Genomic DNA, 14,773 nt, shown 5'->3' with positions numbered 1-14,773 from the left:
ATTGCTAAAAACTAAAATAATTCGTGCTGCTAGTTGTCACTAAAACGCGGTGTCATACAGTAAGGACAATCCAACCACTCTGGCTGTAATTCTGCGCTACAGGTACGACAAACCAAACCACTTTTACGTTTGGCTTTGAGTTCGGCTTCTAAACCAGAGTCGGTAAACGTCACCCGTTCTACTTCTTCTAAAGTCGTATGACCTTCTTTAACCAAATCCAGGCTATACGCCAGGATGGTGATCATGCCTTCTTCTACTGCTGCTTCTTTGATGCGATCGGTATTAGCACCTTCGTTAACCAATGATTGAAGGCGTTCTGAGTTCCGCATTACTTCGTAAACACCAACTCGTCCTTTGTAGCCAACTCCACTGCATTTTTTGCAGATACTACCGTTAGATTTGGCAGTCTGCATTTGTTCTGGTTCTAACGTGTTGGCTTTGTAAAAAGTAATTTCTTCTTCTTTAGAAGCAGATAAACCAAATCTAGAAAGTTCTTCGTGTGTAGGAGTATAGGCAATACGACATTCACTACAAACGCGACGCATTAATCTTTGAGCTAGTACTCCAACTAATGCTCCTGAGATCATAAACGGTTCGACACCCATTTCATCCAAACGAGCGATCGCGCCAGCCGCATCGTTAGTGTGTAGGGTGGTTAAAACCAAGTGTCCCGTCAATGCAGCTTCAATTGCCGTTTTAGCCGTTTCCGAGTCCCTAGTTTCACCTACCAGAATCACGTCGGGATCTTGCCGCAAGAAAGCTCTGAGAATAGAGGCAAAGTTCATCCCTTTTTCGCGAATCACCTGCACTTGAGTAATACCGTCCAAAGAATACTCAATGGGGTCTTCAGCAGTACTAATATTAATCCCTGGATTGTTTCTTTCGGCTAGTACCGAATAAAGCGTAGTCGATTTACCAGACCCAGTAGGTCCCGTCACTAAAATTAAACCAAAGGGACGGCTTGCCATATCTCGCACTAACTCTAATGTTGGTTCGTGAGAAATTAATTTATCTAACCCCAACTGGGTTGCCGAGTTATCTAAAATCCGCAGTACGACTTTTTCTCCGTAGCGACTAGGCAGAGTATTGACCCGAAAGTCTACTTTACGCCCCTGAAACATCCGCCGAATCTTACCATCTTGAGGCAGCCTTTTTTCGGCAATATCCAAGTCAGCCATAATTTTAAACCGAGCCACTACCGCAGGGATAATTTTCTTCGGCATGGGGTCGAATGGCTGCTGCAAAACACCATCTTTACGAAAACGGACTTTGAGAAACTCTTCTTGCGGTTCGATGTGGATATCCGAAATTCCTTCCTGTAAAGCTTTTGCCAAAATTTTGTTCACCAGAGTAATAATTGGTGCAGCTTGTGCTTCATTGACTGCACCCAGGTCGTCAGCTACCTCCTCGTCAGTTTCTTCCAGATTAAAATCCATGTTGTCTAGATCGAGAGAAACATCGACATTAACCTGTTGTTTTTTGGTGGTTTCTTTTTTTACCTGTTCGTCAAGAAAGCGATCGATTAGCTTTTGATAGTCCGATTGAGTGATTACCCTTCTTTGAACTTCTATCCCCTTGGGACGTAAAATTCGATTGAGATCGTCTTGAGCTTCCAAATTTTCAGGATCGACCATTGCCACCACTAACACTGGTGGCTCACCCTCTTTTTTTTCTAGAGGAATAAAACGATAGCGACGACATAAATCTAACGGAATTAATGAATCAATCAATTCCGTCATTTGATGAGCGTTGAAGTTATCTGACTCGATTTCTGGATCTAGTGATTCTACACCATAAAGAACTTTTAGCTCGAACAAATGATGTTTCTTATGCTGAACTACTAAATCTGGCGGTAGCTGCTTGCCCGTAGCCGATTCGATAATATCTACTAAAGAGCGATCGGTTTTACGGCTTTCTAATAAAGCCTTCTGCATTACCTCGCGATCGACAACCCCTCTTTCTACTAACTTATTACCAAAAGGAGAAAAAGAGTTACGCAGGGCAAGCGCCCGCGTTCGTTTAGAACTGGTGGTTTTAGAATTAGTAGATCTAGCAGCAGAATAAGTCATAAACAATTACAATATTTCCTGACATTTTTTAGTATTCCCCAACCAAGAGCGAAAATTTTCAATAGACTCAAGATCTATCTTGGTAGTAGAGATTGAAATAAAAAAAAGATATAGCGAAGTGATGATTACCGACCGTAGATAATCGCTCAATTCCATAAGATGTTACATTTGATAAGCGATAAACTTAAGTTAATTAATAGGTCAACTCAGCACTAAATTATTTAATATCTCGATAAAACTACAGAGCTAGTTTTTTGTACTAGTGCAATATCTCGACATTTTGTACCGTAAGACAAACATCCTATGATTGAAGAGCAGAAACAACCAGAAACTAATAATATTGCCAATACTTCACCAACAGAACAAGACCATAGTGAATTTGAAACCGAACAATCGGTAACAACTCCGAGCGATATGAATGTAGTGTCGGAACAATTGAGTTCGCCAGAAGCAGAAAAAAAAGGCAATGAATCTGTAGATTCCTCCACAGGCAGTGAAAGCGAGCTTAATAATTCTTTAGAAGAAAACGAAAGTATAATCGCTGCTTTTCAGGCAGAAAATGCCAACCTCAAACGGCTTTTAGACGAAAAGACCGAACAATTCGAGCGGCAACTTCAACAGATAAATAATCTCAAAGCTCAATCTACTAGACTAGCCGCTGATTTTGAAAATTTTCGCCGCCGAACTAATAATGAAAAAGAAAGCTTCGAGCAACAAATTAAGAAAAATGTCATTGTCGAACTTTTACCTGCGATCGATAATTTTGAACGTGCCAGAACTCAGTTAAAACCAGGCAACGAAGGAGAAAAAGCTATTCATAGCAGCTATCAGGGTGTATATAAAACTTTGGTAGATTGTTTGAAACGCTTGGGCGTTTCGGCAATGCGTCCCGAAGGCGAACAATTCGATCCTCAGTATCATGAAGCAATGTTACGTGAAGCAACTGATGAATATCCTGAAGGCACAGTATTAGAACAGTTGATGCGGGGATATGTTCTGGGCGATACAATTTTACGCCATGCCATGGTTAAGGTTGCTGTTCCTAAAGAACCCGTGATAACCTCGGAAGAGGAAAACATAGAAGAAATAGAACAGTTAGATAGTACGGAGTCTTGAACTAGTATTCTGTCATAGCTAGCGGCAGTTGACTATTGTAGCAGTTGAAACGACTCAATCTAGAGATATTTCTCTAGATATTGTCGTTAGTTTTAATCTCTCTATGTTTTATAACAAACACGAGCGACATTAATGCCTAAAAGTTATGGCAAAAGTTATCGGAATAGACTTAGGAACCACTAATAGCTGTGTTTCGGTGTTGGAAGGTGGAAAGCCAATTGTCATTGCTAATTCTGAAGGCAGCCGCACAACTCCCAGTATGGTTGCTTTTGGAAAAAACAACAGTAGATTAGTCGGACAATTGGCAAAAAGACAATCGGTAACCAATGCCCAAAACACTATTCACAGTATCAAGCGTTTTATCGGTCGTCGTTGGGAAGACACTGAAGAAGAACGTTCTAGAATTCCTTACACATGTGTTCCAGGTCGAGACAATACGGTAGATGTTCGGATTAAAGATCGTCAATACACACCACAGGAAATTTCGGCTTTGGTTCTACAAAAGCTTAAAAGTGATGCCGAGAATTTCCTGGGAGAACCTGTAACTCAAGCCGTTATTACCGTACCTGCTTATTTTACAGATGCTCAAAGACAGGCTACAAAAGATGCGGGTGTTATTGCAGGTTTAGAAGTGTTGCGCATCATTAATGAACCAACGGCAGCAGCACTAGCCTATGGTTTGGATAAACCAGAGCGAGAAGAACTTATTCTTGTTTTCGATCTTGGTGGTGGAACTTTTGACGTTTCAATTCTTCAGCTTGGTAATGGTGTGTTTGAAGTCAAAGCCACCTCTGGTAATAATCATTTAGGTGGAGATGATTTTGACAACGTGATTGTTCGCTGGTTGATTAAAACCTTTTACGCTCGAGAAAAAATAGATTTGAGAAGTGACAGAATGGCTTTGCAAAGAATGCGCGAAGCTGCAGAAAAAGCTAAAATAGAACTGTCTGTCACAGAAATTACTACAATTAACCTGCCTTTTATCACTGCCGACGAAACTGGTCCCAAGCATTTGGAAATGGAGCTGAGTCGAGCAAAATTTGAAGAACTATCAAAGCCTTTAGTACAAAAAACCTTAGAACCAGTTAAATTAGCACTTAAAGATGCAGAAACAAAACCTAGCGATATAGACCGTATTATTTTGGTAGGAGGTTCTACTCGTATTCCCGCAGTTCAACAGGCAATTCAAGCTATTTTTAAATCGGTACAGTTAGATCGCTCTGTTAACCCAGATGAAGCTGTTGCTTTGGGGGCAGCTATTCAAGGAGGTGTATTAGCGGGAGAAGTCGAAGACGTTTTACTGCTCGACATTACTCCCCTATCTCTGGGCATTGAAACTTTGGGAGAAGTATTTACCAAAATTATCGAACGCAACACCACCGTACCAACCACTAAGTCTCAAATCTTTTCTACGGCAACTGATGGACAAACAACTGTTGAAATTCATGTGTTACAAGGTGAAAGAGCCTTGGCTAAAGACAATAAAAGTTTGGGTAAGTTTCTCTTGACAGGCATTCCAGTTGCTCCTAGAGGGATACCGCAAATCGAAGTAGCCTTTGAAATTGATGTTAACGGTATTTTACAGGTTTCCGCTCGAGATAAAGGAACTAGCAAACAACAAAGTGTTACCATTAGCAACACTGGTGGTTTAAGTTCTAACGAAGTAGAGCGAATGCGCTTGGAAGCCGAAAAATATGCAGAACAAGACCATCGCCGTCTAGAAGTCGTTCGATTACAAAATCAGGCTGACAATTTGATTTACGATTACGAATCTACTTTTAACGAACAGCAAAACCTGGTTCGCGACGATCTTCAAGCTAAAATTGCCAAGCTCAAATCGGAATTTAAACTTGCCTGTCAAAACCCTAATGTCAGTATCGCTCAAGTTGAAAATATTTTAGAGCAAATCCGCGAAACTTTACTAGAAATAGGTACAGACTTATATCAGAATACTGACTTCGAGCCAAAAAATAATATCTTTAATGCTAATGCAGAAATCGATATGTTAGAGAAAGACGACATCAAAGCACTAGTTAGCGTACCTGAAAATGACAAGTTTAATGGTGGTGAAGGCAATTCAAACAGTAATGAAACTGTGTTTGATGATTACGAAACTGTAGACTAATTCTTCGTAGTAACCGAACTAGGTATTATGGTTCTGATTTTGCTAAAGTACAAGGTACATTAACAAATTATATAAAATATTCAGAGTTTATGGCAGGGGACTACTATCAAATCCTGGGCGTATCCCGCGATGCAGACAAAGAAGAGCTAAAGCGTGCCTATCGTCGTCTGGCTCGAAAATATCATCCTGATGTCAATAAAGAGTCGGGAGCAGAAGAAAAATTCAAAGAAATTAACCGCGCCTACGAAGTCCTATCCGAACCAGAAACCCGTGCGCGATACGATCGCTTTGGAGAAGCTGGTGTGTCCTCTGGGGCAGGAGCTTCTGGCTTTGAGTATGGTGACATGGGCGGATTTGCCGATATCTTTGAGACTATTTTTAGCGGTTTTGGTGGCGGTGTAGGTACTGGCGGAACTCAATCGCGTCGGCGTAGCGGTCCAACTAGAGGCGACGATCTTAGATTAGATTTAAGATTAGAATTTCGCGAAGCAGTATTTGGTGGTGAAAAGCAAATTCGCATTCCCCATTTGGAAACATGTCAGGTATGCAACGGTACGGGAGCTAAACCTGGAACGGGAGTCAATACCTGTAGTACCTGTAATGGTGCTGGACAGGTGCGCCGAGCTACTCGTACGCCATTTGGTAGCTTTGCTCAAGTTTCCGTTTGTCCTAGCTGTAATGGTACGGGAGAGGTAATTGAAGAAAAATGCGATACCTGTAACGGTGCTGGTCGCCAACAAAAAACTAAAAAGCTAAAAATTACTATTCCACCAGGAGTAGACAACGGTACGCGATTGAGAGTTTCGGGAGAAGGAGATGCAGGAAATCGTAGTGGTACTCCTGGTGATTTATATGTTTATTTATTTATCGAATCCGACAGCGAATTTGTTAGGGAAGGAATTAATATTCGCTCGGAAATCGAAGTAAGTTATTTGCAGGCAATTTTGGGTTGTCATTTAGAAGTAAATACTGTAGATGGCAAAGAAGACCTTGCTATCCCTGCTGGTACACAGCCAGACACGATTTTGACTCTCGAAAACAAAGGCGTACCAAAACTAGGTAATCCCGTAAGTCGAGGCGACCATTTAATTACGGTTAAAGTAAATATTCCTACTCGCGTCAATAGTAAAGAGCGAGAGCTGCTAAGTGAACTAGCTAAAATAAAAGGTGAGAAACTGGGTAAAGGTGGTAAAGAAGGATTTTTAGGAGGATTGTTTCACTAATGAGCGAATCATCCTCAATTGGAGCAGACGCTCGTCTCGATTTGAGAGGTACTCCCTGTCCGATTAACTTCGTACGCACTAAGCTACGTTTAGAACAAATGTCCCCTGGTTCTTTACTTGAAGTGTGGCTCGACCCCGGCGAACCAATCGAACAAGTTCCCGATAGTCTGACAATGGAAGGATATCAGTTAGAAAAAATTGAAGATCGACAGGAATTTTTTTCGCTGTTAGTTCGTCGTCCTGAAACTTTGTGATGGCTGATGAGTCGCTTTTGGAAAAATGCGAGTTATGGGGAACGGTAGTCGCCGTTCAGGCTAACTTCTATCAAGTGCGCTTGGAGTCCAATCTAAATAGTAGAAAAACAATTTCGCAACAGTATTTACTCTGTACTCGCCGTAGCCGTTTAAAAAAAATTGGTCAGAAAGTAATAGTCGGCGATCGTGTCGTCATTGAAGAACCAGACTGGCAGGATAATCGCGGTGCAATTTCTCGCGTACTGCCCCGCCAAACAGTACTTCAGCGCCCTCCCGTAGCTAATGCTGACTGCTTATTATTGATGTTTGCAGTTAGAGAACCAACCCTAGACCCCTGGCAATTAAGCCGTTTTTTGGTTAAAGCAGAATCGACTAATATTAAATCGATTTTAGGTCTTAACAAATGCGATCTCATTGAGAAAACAGAACGCGATCGCTGGCAACAGCGTTTGCAGAGTTGGGGATACGAACCACTATTTATTAGTGTTACGCAAAAATTGGGTCTTGAAAATTTATTAAAGTTTCTTCGAGACAAAATTACTGTAGTTGCAGGACCGAGTGGCGTAGGTAAATCTAGTACGATTGAAACTTTAATTCCGTCGATTGATTTACGAGTAGGCGAAGTATCGGGCAAACTACAACGGGGAAGGCATACTACACGCCACGTAGAGTTATTCGAGCTTCCTGAAGGGGGTTTGTTAGCCGATAGTCCAGGATTCAATCAACCAGATTTAAACTGCGACCCTGCCAATTTAGCCTGGTATTTTCCTGAAGCTAGAGCCAGACTCAAACAAGATAACTGTCAATTTGGTAATTGTCTACATCGCGACGAACCAAATTGTGTAGTCAGAGGTGATTGGGAACGCTACGAACACTATTTAAACTTTTTAGAAATTGCGATCGCCAAGGAAGAAGCACGACAGCAAACTCCCGATACCGAACAGAGTTTGAAGTTAAAGGTCAAGCGATCGGGCAAAAAACAGTACGAACCTAGATTGGAAAGTAAAAAGTATCGTCGTCCTTCCCGCCGCGAAAAACACCAGAATTTACAGGATATTTATAGCGATCGCTCTGTTGAAGAAATTTATGAAGAGCTAGAAGATTGAATGGATTGAACTAATTAAGCAACCCACCTAATCAATAAAACTAGTCTTTAAAATTATTTTCTATACGGCGTTCTACTTGTTCCCAAAACTGATTGCGTTCTTCTGCCAATATAAATTTTATCCATACATGATTGTCATTCTTTGGACAAAATATTCCTTGAGGTTTCTTATATTTAGTAATCAATTCTTTAGAGTTTATAACGAGAAGTTCTGAATGGCAAACAGGGCATAAAATTTTTATTTTTTTTATTTAGTCGAACAACTTCCTTATAACTATGTTTTTTCGAGTTGTATATTACATCAACGTTCATCTTTGTTCGTCAACTAAGCTGTTGGAATAATTTTTCTACTTCGGGATTGTAAATTAGTAAATAGTTCCAATAATTTTCAAATACAGACTCTACATAACCTTTGGTTTCGCTATAGGGAATCTGCTCGACAAACTCATCAGCATCTTTTAAACCGTATCGCGACACCCATTGAGCAACTGCATTAGGTCCTGCGTTGTAACTAGCGACGGCTAACATTGAATTATTTTGATATTTCTGGTGGGTAAAGTCGAGATAGTAGGTACCGATGTTGATATTGTCTTCGGGATTGGTTAGAGAATAGTCTGATAAGCCAATACTACTAGCCACGTGTTCCCCTGTTGCGGGCATTACCTGCATTAAACCAGTAGCCCCTGCCCAAGAACGAATTTTGGGTTCAAAGCGGGATTCTTGACGAATTAGGGCAGTTACTAATAAGGGGTTTAACTGACGAGACTGCGACCAATTAAGAATTGATTTTTCAAAGGGAAACGGATATAAGCCCTGCCAATACTGTGCCGTTTGTCGCAATGCCTGCCACTGTTGTTTTTCTGAAGGCTTATTGCGATCTTTGAGAAACCAAATTTGATTGATACCCCGCAAGTTTTTACCCTGGTCAAGCTTTAATAAACCGCTGGTAAATTCTTCGGCAATAGTTAATTCTTTTTTATAAGCAGTTTCAATTTGAAATTGCGCCAAGGCTTCGGATTTTAAACCCAATCGATCCAGTTCGCGTACAATTTCTGAACCTGCGGGAAGCGGAGCGCGATCGCTTTGCTTGACGACTTCGGGTAGCTTTTGGCGCACGGTGGTAAAATCTCCCACGTCCCAATTTAGTGCTACAGCCGCTCGCCAAGCGTAATAAGAACGGGGAAAGTTCGCCAAAACAGCTTTAAAAGCAGTAGTAGCTTCTGAGATTTTACCTAACTTTTGCGCCCATTTGCCGATCCAAAAGGTGGCTTTGGGTGCGAGAGGACTTTCGGGATTATTAACAGCTATCTGTTGCGCCCAATGCCAGGCGGCAGTTAAATTTCCTGCCTTAGCTTGTATATTGGCAATTTCCCAACGATATTCGGCAGCCGCTTCTGAATTGGTGTATTGAGTTAAAACGAGTTTGCGAGCTTGGGTAGCGGAAATCGAACTATTTAGAGTGTCAAGAAGATCTGCTTTTTCCATTAGAGCTTCTGGTGCTTCTTGGGGAAATTTTGCGATCGCCCGATCTAAATAAATAATTGCCTGTTGTTTATCAACAATAGTAGCCAACCGACGCAAACCCAAACCAGTATCTTCGGCGTTAGGAAATTGTTCGATAAGCTGTAGATAAAGCTTTTTTGCTGTGGCTATATCGTTACCAAGATGATGACCTCTGGCGGCGCGATAAAGATTGCCAGGGGTAAGAGAAGACTTGGCGTAGGCTCGTCCTGCTTTGCCGTAATCCCACTTCAACCAATAGCCATCAGCGATCGCTTGCCAATCCTGTGGGGTAAGTTGACTAGCGTATTCGTTCATCAGGCGATCGCGCATTTTACCTACCTCTTCATCATCGGGAGTGTATTTTGCTAATAACGCCATTAGCCGAAGCTGGTTAGGATTTTGCTCTAGCAATTGGCGAACTATTTGATGGGTGCGGGGATGGGCGGGAAACCGTTTTATAGCCTGTTGCCAATAAGCGGGATTAGACTTGCCTAAAAGATATAAAGCTTCGGCAGCAGCAGCAGAGTCGGGATAGTTATTAACGACTTGCTGCCAGCTAGTTTCTGCTTCGTTGTTATTTCCCGCTAACTGATAAGCTTGTCCCTGTTTGAGTAAAACATAGGAAGCCAGAATAGGATACTGGTTTTCTAAATTTTCTAACTCTTGTAATGCCTGTTGCCCTTGCTGTTGGTTAATCAGATTGGATGCTAGTAAAAAACTGGTACGACTATCTAAAGTTTGCTGTGATGGCTCAGTAGTTGACGACAAAAGCTGTACTTCAGAAGTTTCTGGATCGACACGATCTAAATTCTTATTAACAACTGAATTGCTACAGCCTAAAGCTATTGTCGAGCCAAACAATACCAAACTAGTTGCTAGCCAATTTTTAGCTTTTAGTGTTTTTTGTATCACAGGCTATTAAATCCAGTTTTTAATGAAGTGCGATTACAGCGTTTCAGATCGATCGAGTACGAATCTAGAGCGGATAAGAAACTCTAAGCTTTCTAAAGCCTGTTTACTATTGTCTATTACCTCACCGATTTAATGCGTACCCTATCTGACCGACAACTGCTGTATATTAAAATTATTCCCCAGAGCGATTTTTTTCTAACGTCGTCTATTTGAAAGTATTTAGTTATTTCAAATAAGCAATTGTTACACCCGAACCGCCTTCTTTTTGAGGTGCGAGTTCAAACTTACTTACTTGTGGATGACGTTGTAAAAACTCCTGAACTCCCTGACGCAAACGCCCCGTTCCTTTGCCGTGTATTATCCACACCACTCCCGACTCGGTAGCAGAGGCGATCGCGTTTTCTAAGTCTACTTCGGCATTAGCAACCCGACTACCGCGAATATCTAAAGTGTTTTTAGAGGTGCGAACCGTGACGGGAGGTGGCGTTACCTTAGATTTAGCAGGCGTACTAGCTTTAGGGGTTTTAGCTTTAGCGGGAACGTCAACTTTTTGTCCGTCTAAAGACTCAATTTCCCTCAAAGATACGGTCATTTTCATAATGCCAAAGCGAATCGTTGCCTCTGACTCGGCTTCGTCGATGCTTAAGACTTCCCCTGTTTGTCCGAGACTGGAAATTTTAATTTTTTCTCCTACCTGCGGTTTATAAGCTGGTTTATCTGGTTTGGCTGGCTGAGTTTTGGCTAGTTCTTTTTGACTGATTTTATTTAGTTGTTCGCTGGCTTGTTGGGCTTTTTGGGCAGTTGGTTCGCCTTGCTGCAAGCGTCGAATCACTTTTGCTACTTCGGCTTTGGCTTCGGCGATCGCTTGTTGCACTGCCTGTTCTTGAGATATTTTTAAGGCTTTTTCTCTTTCTTGCAGCTCTGCGGCTTTAGTTGAAACTTCACCATAAAAACGTTCGGTTTGCTCCAGTAATTTACCAGCTTCTTGAGCTTTGGCTTCTTGTTCGCGTCGTTGTGCCTCTAGCGCAGCAATTACCTGATTAACATCTTCAGCAGCATCTATACCTGACTGATTTCTAGCTTCTTCGATAATTTCCGATTTTAAACCAAGTCGTTTGGCAATAGTTAGCGCATTAGAACGCCCTGGAATCCCCCACAATAAACGATAAGTAGGCTGTAAGGTGCTGTCGTCAAATTCTACCGAAGCATTTTCAAATCGTTCGTCTTGGTATTTTAAAGCTTTTAATTCACCGTAGTGGGTAGTGGCTACCGTCAGCAAACTATGTTCTGCTAAATATTTGAGTAAAGCGATCGCTAAAGCACTACCTTCTGCGGGATCGGTTCCCGCACCAATTTCGTCGAGTAAAACCAGAGAATTATGGGCGGTTATTTCCTCATTGTGAGGACTTAAAGCTTCAATAATGCGGCTAATACGGCGTATATGACCAGAAAAAGTCGATAAGCTCTGCTGTAAAGATTGTTCGTCGCCAATATCTGCCAATACCGATTCAAACCAAGGCAACTCCACTGGTTCTTTAGCAGGTACAAAAATTCCCGCTTTTGCCATTAGAGCGGCTAACCCCAAAGTTTTTAAAGTAACAGTTTTTCCTCCTGTATTAGGTCCCGTGATCGCTACTACTTTAGTTTGAGGTTGAACTAGCACGTCGATAGGTACTACTTCGGCTCCTTCTTCATGACGGTGTTGCCAAATTAGTAGGGGATGACGCAGACGACGTAGAGTAATAGTCTCTTCTTTGTCAAAATCAATAAATCTGGGAGGATTGGCTTCTAACCACAAACTGTATCTTGCTCTAGCGGTAGCTAAATCTAAAACAGTTGCCACTGCCAAAACCGTTTCTAAATCTTCTATTACCTCTGCTACTTTATCAGTTAATGCTCGTAAAACTGCTTCTTCTTCGCGTTTTTCCTGACGTTCTTTTTGCCTGAGTTGATTGCCTAACTCTACAACTGCCCCAGGCTCGATATAAAAAGTAGAACCCGTACTGGAAACATCGTGAACGATACCTTTAATAGTTTCTTTTTGGGCTGCTTTTACCGACAGCACAAAGCGATCGCCTCTTTGAGTGATTACGGCTTCTTGAATGGCAGTGCTGTTGCGCTGCATGATATTTTGTAAGGTTTTATAGATTCTCTGCCGCAGCTGTTTGATTTCACTACGAATCTCCGCTAGTTGGGGATTGGCGCGATCGCTTACCTCAGCGCGATCGTCGATGCAGCGATGTATCTCCTGTTCGATTTCAGGATAGGTTCGCAAGTCTGCGATTAATTTTTCTAGAGTCGGCATTTCTTCAGCTTTAGCATCGATTACTCTACGCAAACGCCGTACGCCAGCTAAAGTAGTAGCTAAATTGAGTAATTCTTCAGCGGTTAACATCCCGCCAATATTAGCTCTTTCTAAAGAGTCGCCAATATCTTCTATCCCTTTAAAATTCCATCCAGAATCGATTTCTTGCTCTAAATAATAAATTTCTTTAGTTTGTGCCAATAGCTGCTGGCTTTCTTGTTTAGTAGCTGGCAATTTTAACTGTTTTGCTGCGATCGCTCCAAGTTTGGTTGCGGCAAAAGTAGCTAAATGTTGACACAAACGTCGCCATTCTAATAATTCTAGGGTTTCTGTAATAATCAAAGTCGAGTATATCTGGTTTTATATATCTATTTACATTATTTAGCTATTTTAGAAAATTGAGCGTTGATGCTTGCAGTAATCGAGTAAAAACTCAAATTTTTTTAAATTGTTTGTTTAAACAAATCATTTCGAGCGGTATTTTTTTATTTACTTGCAGTAGCGCGATCTTCCAAAGAGAATAGCGCGTCACTCATCAACGGCAGAATCGATCGCACCTACATTTAAGTCTAAAGATATATTGCGAGGTCTGAGTTCAATTGTTAAACTTAATAACATATACTTGACATAAATCTCATAACCGCAATTATAGAGGACTAATTATCATGGAAACACCACAAAACAAATTTGGTTTTACTCGCTTTGCTGAAATCTGGAATGGTCGTTTGGCTATGTTAGGTTTTGTCATTGCCGTAGCAGTAGAATTGGCGACAGGACAAGGAATTTTAAGTCAATTAGGCTTGATGTAATTTTTAAAGTAAATATAGTTACTAATAACAGTAACTTTCAACCCCGTGTATCGATCGCGCGATCGATACACGGGGTTTTTGCTGTAGCTCAATAAAACTAAAGCTAAATTTATGATGAAAGTAATTAGCATTTGTTTAATAGCTGCAAACTTCAGTAAAAATAGTCAACATAATCTAAAAAATCATATTTAAAATGTTTTTGACTAATAGATTCCAAGTAATTTTTGCCAAATTTTTACTTGTTCTAATATCGCAAAGTTTTTACAACAACAAACAAGTTTCTGCAACTTCAGGACAAGTTAAAGAGATAGCAGCAAATAATGCAGATTTTTACTACACGGGTAGAATTGAAGGACAAAATTCTTCAACACCAGTTTTTAGTTATCCAGGCTCGATGGTTGAATTTAAATTTTCAGGTACTGGTTTAAAAGTCAAACTGTCTGAAGATAATTGGGGCGGAGAAAATTATGTCGATGTTTATCTCAACGATGATTCCGAACCCAAGACAATTCTTTTAAAACAGGGCGAACAGCCAAAAATTTACGATATCGCAAATGGGTTAGAAAATAAAACTCATAAAGTATTGCTAGTCAAACGCAATGATTACGTAACGGGCGAATTTAAATTTCATGGCATAGTTACCGATGGCAATTTACTTCCAGGAAATTTTGCCTCCAACAAAAAAATTGAAGTTTATGGAGACTCAATCGCAGCAGGTGCTACAGTAGAATCCGATCGGGTAGGTACTTCCGATCCTCCAGGCAGCAATCACGATTTGGCTAATGCCTATCTTAGTTTTGGCTCGATTTTAGCTAGAGACTATGGTGCGGAAGTTTCTTTAGTAGCTCAAGGAGGCGTTTCTTTAGTTGACGGATATGGTTTTTGGCACGAACAAACTGGTATGGAAGCAATTTATGATAAAGCCAAACCCCTTGACGACGCTCCTCAATGGAATTTCGCTAAATACAATCCCGACTTAGTTATCGTTGCTTTAGGTCAAAACGACGCTTCAAGTATCAATATCGGCTCCGATCTATCCAGTCAAGAATGGAAAAGTCGCTATAAGCAGTTTATTAGCGAGCTTCGTGCCAAACATCCCAACGCCTATTTTATCGGGATGTTTCCCAATATGTATCACGATTCTAAATGGGATAACTATTTAACTGAAGCGATCGCCGAATACAAACAGGAAACTAACGACAATAAGGTATATTCTTTAATCACCGAGCAAGTTACTTCGGGTCATCCTAGATTTAGCGAACAAAAAGCAATGGCAGATGCGCTTAAAACTCTCATCGACGGTACTTTAGTCGATGATGGTTTTAATTGGGATGTTAGTAAGTAGTTAGGGC

10 protein-coding genes are annotated in these 14,773 nt (G+C 41.0%); 7 read left to right on the top strand and 3 right to left on the bottom strand.

Features of this window, described 5'->3' with window-relative positions:
- Positions 1–29 precede the first annotated feature (29 nt).
- A complete protein-coding gene (locus KV40_RS13625) occupies positions 30–2,069 on the bottom strand; it encodes a GspE/PulE family protein (RefSeq protein ID WP_036482310.1) in 2,040 nt (679 codons plus the stop codon).
- A gap of 303 nt (positions 2,070–2,372) precedes the next feature.
- Between KV40_RS13625 and grpE the strand changes: the two genes are divergently transcribed.
- From grpE to rsgA, 5 genes are all read left to right on the top strand, one after another.
- On the top strand, positions 2,373–3,185 hold the full coding sequence (grpE, locus tag KV40_RS13620; protein WP_036482308.1) for a nucleotide exchange factor GrpE: 813 nt from the start codon (positions 2,373–2,375) through the stop codon (positions 3,183–3,185).
- A 145-nt stretch (positions 3,186–3,330) separates the two neighbouring features.
- Complete coding sequence (gene dnaK / locus KV40_RS13615; RefSeq protein WP_036482306.1) at positions 3,331–5,310, top strand: molecular chaperone DnaK; 1,980 nt, start codon at positions 3,331–3,333, stop codon at positions 5,308–5,310.
- Between the two features lie 89 nt (positions 5,311–5,399).
- Entirely contained in the window at positions 5,400–6,533 is a 1,134-nt protein-coding gene (gene dnaJ / locus KV40_RS13610; protein ID WP_036482304.1) for a molecular chaperone DnaJ, read from the top strand.
- Positions 6,533–6,787 carry a sulfurtransferase TusA family protein gene (locus tag KV40_RS13605; protein ID WP_036482301.1) on the top strand — a complete coding sequence of 85 codons (255 nt, stop codon included), beginning with the start codon at positions 6,533–6,535 and terminating at the stop codon, positions 6,785–6,787. Before dnaJ ends, KV40_RS13605 begins: the two co-directional genes overlap by 1 nt.
- Positions 6,787–7,893 carry a small ribosomal subunit biogenesis GTPase RsgA gene (gene rsgA, locus KV40_RS13600; RefSeq protein WP_036482298.1) on the top strand — a complete coding sequence of 369 codons (1,107 nt, stop codon included), beginning with the start codon at positions 6,787–6,789 and terminating at the stop codon, positions 7,891–7,893. The genes KV40_RS13605 and rsgA overlap by 1 nt, the downstream gene beginning before the upstream one ends.
- A gap of 320 nt (positions 7,894–8,213) precedes the next feature.
- On the opposite strand, the gene KV40_RS13595 is transcribed toward rsgA, so the two are convergent.
- Both KV40_RS13595 and KV40_RS13590 read right to left on the bottom strand, forming a co-directional pair.
- Positions 8,214–10,307 (bottom strand): transglycosylase SLT domain-containing protein, encoded by a 2,094-nt coding sequence (locus KV40_RS13595; RefSeq protein WP_156114034.1) that lies wholly within the window; start codon positions 10,305–10,307, stop codon positions 8,214–8,216.
- A 223-nt stretch (positions 10,308–10,530) separates the two neighbouring features.
- Positions 10,531–12,954 carry an endonuclease MutS2 gene (locus KV40_RS13590; protein ID WP_036482295.1) on the bottom strand — a complete coding sequence of 808 codons (2,424 nt, stop codon included), beginning with the start codon at positions 12,952–12,954 and terminating at the stop codon, positions 10,531–10,533.
- Positions 12,955–13,277: 323 nt separating this feature from the next.
- On the opposite strand from KV40_RS13590, the gene KV40_RS13585 reads away from it, so the two are divergent.
- Positions 13,278–13,421 (top strand): chlorophyll a/b-binding protein, encoded by a 144-nt coding sequence (locus KV40_RS13585; protein WP_036482292.1) that lies wholly within the window; start codon positions 13,278–13,280, stop codon positions 13,419–13,421.
- A 193-nt stretch (positions 13,422–13,614) separates the two neighbouring features.
- Positions 13,615–14,766 carry a GDSL-type esterase/lipase family protein gene (locus KV40_RS13580; RefSeq protein WP_036482290.1) on the top strand — a complete coding sequence of 384 codons (1,152 nt, stop codon included), beginning with the start codon at positions 13,615–13,617 and terminating at the stop codon, positions 14,764–14,766.
- Positions 14,767–14,773 lie beyond the last annotated feature (7 nt).

The organism is Myxosarcina sp. GI1 (assembly GCF_000756305.1).
Classification (GTDB): domain Bacteria; phylum Cyanobacteriota; class Cyanobacteriia; order Cyanobacteriales; family Xenococcaceae; genus Myxosarcina.
Note: the sequence above shows the minus strand (reverse complement) of the source record. Positions and strands in the feature narration are given on the sequence as shown.

Excerpts from the sequence above, each read along its gene's own strand:
- KV40_RS13625 (WP_036482310.1), bottom strand. The coding sequence starts at position 2,069 with ATGACTTATTCTGCTGCTAGATCTACTAATTCTAAAACCACCAGTTCT.
- grpE (WP_036482308.1), top strand. The coding sequence starts at position 2,373 with ATGATTGAAGAGCAGAAACAACCAGAAACTAATAATATTGCCAATACT.
- rsgA (WP_036482298.1), top strand. The coding sequence starts at position 6,787 with ATGGCTGATGAGTCGCTTTTGGAAAAATGCGAGTTATGGGGAACGGTA.
- dnaK (WP_036482306.1), top strand. The coding sequence starts at position 3,331 with ATGGCAAAAGTTATCGGAATAGACTTAGGAACCACTAATAGCTGTGTT.
- KV40_RS13605 (WP_036482301.1), top strand. The coding sequence starts at position 6,533 with ATGAGCGAATCATCCTCAATTGGAGCAGACGCTCGTCTCGATTTGAGA.
- KV40_RS13585 (WP_036482292.1), top strand. The coding sequence starts at position 13,278 with ATGGAAACACCACAAAACAAATTTGGTTTTACTCGCTTTGCTGAAATC.
- dnaJ (WP_036482304.1), top strand. The coding sequence starts at position 5,400 with ATGGCAGGGGACTACTATCAAATCCTGGGCGTATCCCGCGATGCAGAC.
- KV40_RS13580 (WP_036482290.1), top strand. The coding sequence starts at position 13,615 with ATGTTTTTGACTAATAGATTCCAAGTAATTTTTGCCAAATTTTTACTT.